Source organism: Pseudomonas sp. NPDC089407 (assembly GCF_044900445.1).
In the GTDB taxonomy this organism is placed as follows: domain Bacteria; phylum Pseudomonadota; class Gammaproteobacteria; order Pseudomonadales; family Pseudomonadaceae; genus Aquipseudomonas.
On the sequence record NZ_JBJDNB010000071.1, the window covers coordinates 1 to 2,980 of the forward strand.

Here is a 2,980-nt window from a genome sequence, read left to right on the forward strand (position 1 = left end):
TGATGAAGAACACGGGCGCAGCCGATATCGAATGGAACAAACAAGGCGGCCAGCGGTGAAAATACAGGAGTGATTGGCCCGAAACAGACTGTGGGAGCGGCCTTGTGCCGCGAAGCGCCGCGCGGGCGGCGCTCGATCGCACAGGCGATGCTAAAGGCCCGGCGAACGCACCTATAATTGAACCAACGAAACGGGTAATCGCTCAAATTTCATACAAGCGTTGCCCATGGCCCGATCAAAGGAGAACGACAATGCCCTGGTATGCCTGGCTGATACTCATCATAGCCCTCGGCTCCATCGTCGGCGGGTTGATGATGCTGCGCGATACGGCTAAGAAGCTGCCGCTAACCGAAGAACAACTGCGCAAGGTACATGAGCGCAACGCCGAAGCGGACGCCAAGGACGCGCAAGACCGCTGATAAAGCAGCGCTTATTCGATCGAGCGCCGCCCGCGCGGCGCTTCGCGGCACAAGGCCGCTCCCACATCTGTTTCGGGCCAGTGTCTCCTGCCACCTGCGCACACGCGCCCTGGACGCATGGCTGGAGATTGATGAAGAGCAGCGTCAATGCCGACGCCGAAGGGAACAAACAGGGCGGCCAGGGGTGATCTCATAGGAGTGACTGGCCCGAAACAGATGTGGGAGCGGCCTCGTGCCGCGAAGCGCCGCGCGGGCGGCGCTCGATCTGACAGGCAAGCAAAACCCCAAGGCAAGTTGCGCCTTTTTGAATCATCTCTGCCTCCTGTCCTGGACTTCCTGGTATAAATGACCGGATCGGGCCAGGGCATCACCCCGGCCCCTCCCCGCTTACTCCACCATCACCTTGTCCCGATTACGCTCCAGAAGCGCATTGCCAATCCCCTTGATCTCCAGCAGTTCATCCACCGAAGCAAACGGCCCATTGGCCTCACGGTAGGCCACGATCGCCTCGGCCTTGGCCTTGCCGATGCCGTTCAGCTCCTTCTGCAGGGTCAGTGCATCCGCCGTGTTCAAGTCCAGCCGCGGTGCCTGCTGGGCCTGTACCTGGGCCACCACCGGCACCGGCTCGGCCACAACAGTAGTACTGGCCGGTGCGGCGCTAAGGGAGAAGGACAAACTGGCGAACAGCGGCAGCAGCAGGTACGACAGAACGTTATTACGCATGGTCAACACTCCTTGGGTTGGTCAGTTTCCAGCAGCCGTTTTCCTTCGGCTGCGCAAACAACCCTAGCGATTAACCCGCCCGCAAAACACCCACCACCCCCAGCGAATGGTTACCGAATCGGTCAGCAAAACGGCCAGCTTCTACCCCCCCACAAACAGCGCGCTTTTCACCGCTGCCGGCCCCAGCCCCGGCAGCTCAAGCCCTTGGCCCTGTGCCTGCAGGCAAATCCCCGTTTGTCCGATAACCCCTGCCTACCCACGCACTACCAATTTCCCACAGCGCCCGCCGAACAAGGCCCGCCACGCAAACCACCCCACCCCACTGCCCGGCTGCTAGATTTCTTGAGCAATGGAAACCGCCGCGCTTCAAGGACCCGAGCAAGAGGATCACCGCCGTGCCCCTCAAGACCCTGACCGTTTTCGGTACCCGCCCAGAAGCCATCAAGACGGCCCCGCTAGCCCTGCAACTGGCCCAGGACAACCGCTTCGACGCCCGTGTATGCGTTACCGGCCAACACCGGCAAATGCTCGACCAGGTGCTGGAACTGTTCGGCATCAGCCCCGACTACGACCTGAACATCATGAAAGCCGGCCAGGACCTGACCAGCGTCACCACCGCCATCCTGCAAGGCATCCAGCCCGTGCTGGCCGAGCTCAAGCCCGACGTGGTGCTGGTGCACGGCGACACCGCCACCACCTTTGCCACCAGCCTGGCGGCCTACTATCAGCAAATCCCCATTGCCCACGTAGAAGCCGGCCTGCGCACCAACAACCTGTATTCACTCTGGCCCGAAGAAGGCAACCGGCGCCTCACCGGCGCCCTGGCCGCGCTGCACTTTGCCCCCACCAGCACCTCACGCGACAACCTGCTGCGCGAAGGCACCGACCCCGCGCACATCTTTACCACCGGCAACACCGTGATCGACGCCTTGCTGGAGGTTGAACAAAAGCTGCAAAGCCCGGCGCTGAACGCCCGTTTCGCCAGCCACTTCAGCTACCTGGCCGCCGACCGCCGCCTGTTGCTGGTCACCGGCCACCGGCGCGAGAACTTTGGTGGCGGCTTTGAACGCATCTGCCAGGCGCTGGTGCAGATAGCGCGGCAATTCCCCGAAGTGGACGTGGTGTACCCGGTACACCTCAACCCCAACGTGCGCGAGCCGGTCAACCGCCTGCTGGGGGATGTGCGCAACATCCACCTGATCGAGCCACTGGATTACCTGCCGTTCGTGTACCTGATGACCCGCGCGTACGTGATCCTGACCGATTCGGGGGGCATTCAGGAGGAAGCCCCGGCGCTGGGCAAACCGGTGCTGGTAATGCGCGACACCACCGAGCGGCCCGAAGCTGTGGCGGCAGGTACGGTCAGGTTGGTGGGGACAGAAGTGGAATCGATTGTGAGGGAGCTGAGTACCCTGCTGACCGATGAGGCCGTGTACCGCGAGATGAGTGTTGCGCATAACCCGTATGGTGATGGCAAGGCGTGTGTGCGCATACGCGAAGCGCTGGCTGCGTTTGCAGGTGGGTGATGCAGCGCCTGTGAGACCGAGCGCCGCCCGCGCGGCGCTTCGCGGCACAAGGCCGCTCCCACATCTGTTTCGGGCCAATTATGCCTGTGCCTTTGGCGCGCACACCCTGGATGCATGGCTGGAGATTGATGAAAAGCCGCGGCGCCCCCATCAATATCGAAGAGAACAAACAAGGCGGACAGAGGTGACCTCACAGGAGTAATTGGCCCGAAGCAGACTGTGGGAGCGGGCTTGCCCTAATGCCAGTCAGTTAAGACTGCCGGGGCTGCTGTGCAGCCCATCGCCGGCAAGCCAGCTCCCACACCGACCGCA

At 62.3% G+C, this 2,980-nt stretch carries 3 protein-coding genes; 2 read left to right on the plus strand and 1 reads right to left on the minus strand.

The genetic code is table 11. The annotated features are described in order from the left end of the window. The first annotated feature begins 251 nt into the window (after positions 1–251). A complete protein-coding gene (locus ACI2KG_RS28970; protein ID WP_003252762.1) occupies positions 252–419 on the plus strand; it encodes a DUF2897 family protein in 168 nt (55 codons plus the stop codon). Between the two features lie 387 nt (positions 420–806). Here ACI2KG_RS28970 and ACI2KG_RS28975 read toward each other — a convergent pair whose 3' ends face one another. Continuing rightward, complete coding sequence (locus ACI2KG_RS28975) at positions 807–1,142, minus strand: ComEA family DNA-binding protein (protein WP_404664241.1); 336 nt, start codon at positions 1,140–1,142, stop codon at positions 807–809. Between the two features lie 395 nt (positions 1,143–1,537). Between ACI2KG_RS28975 and wecB the strand changes: the two genes are divergently transcribed. Then, positions 1,538–2,668, plus strand: a complete 1,131-nt coding sequence (gene wecB, locus ACI2KG_RS28980) for a non-hydrolyzing UDP-N-acetylglucosamine 2-epimerase (RefSeq protein ID WP_404664242.1) — start codon at positions 1,538–1,540, stop codon at positions 2,666–2,668. Positions 2,669–2,980: the final 312 nt, after the last annotated feature.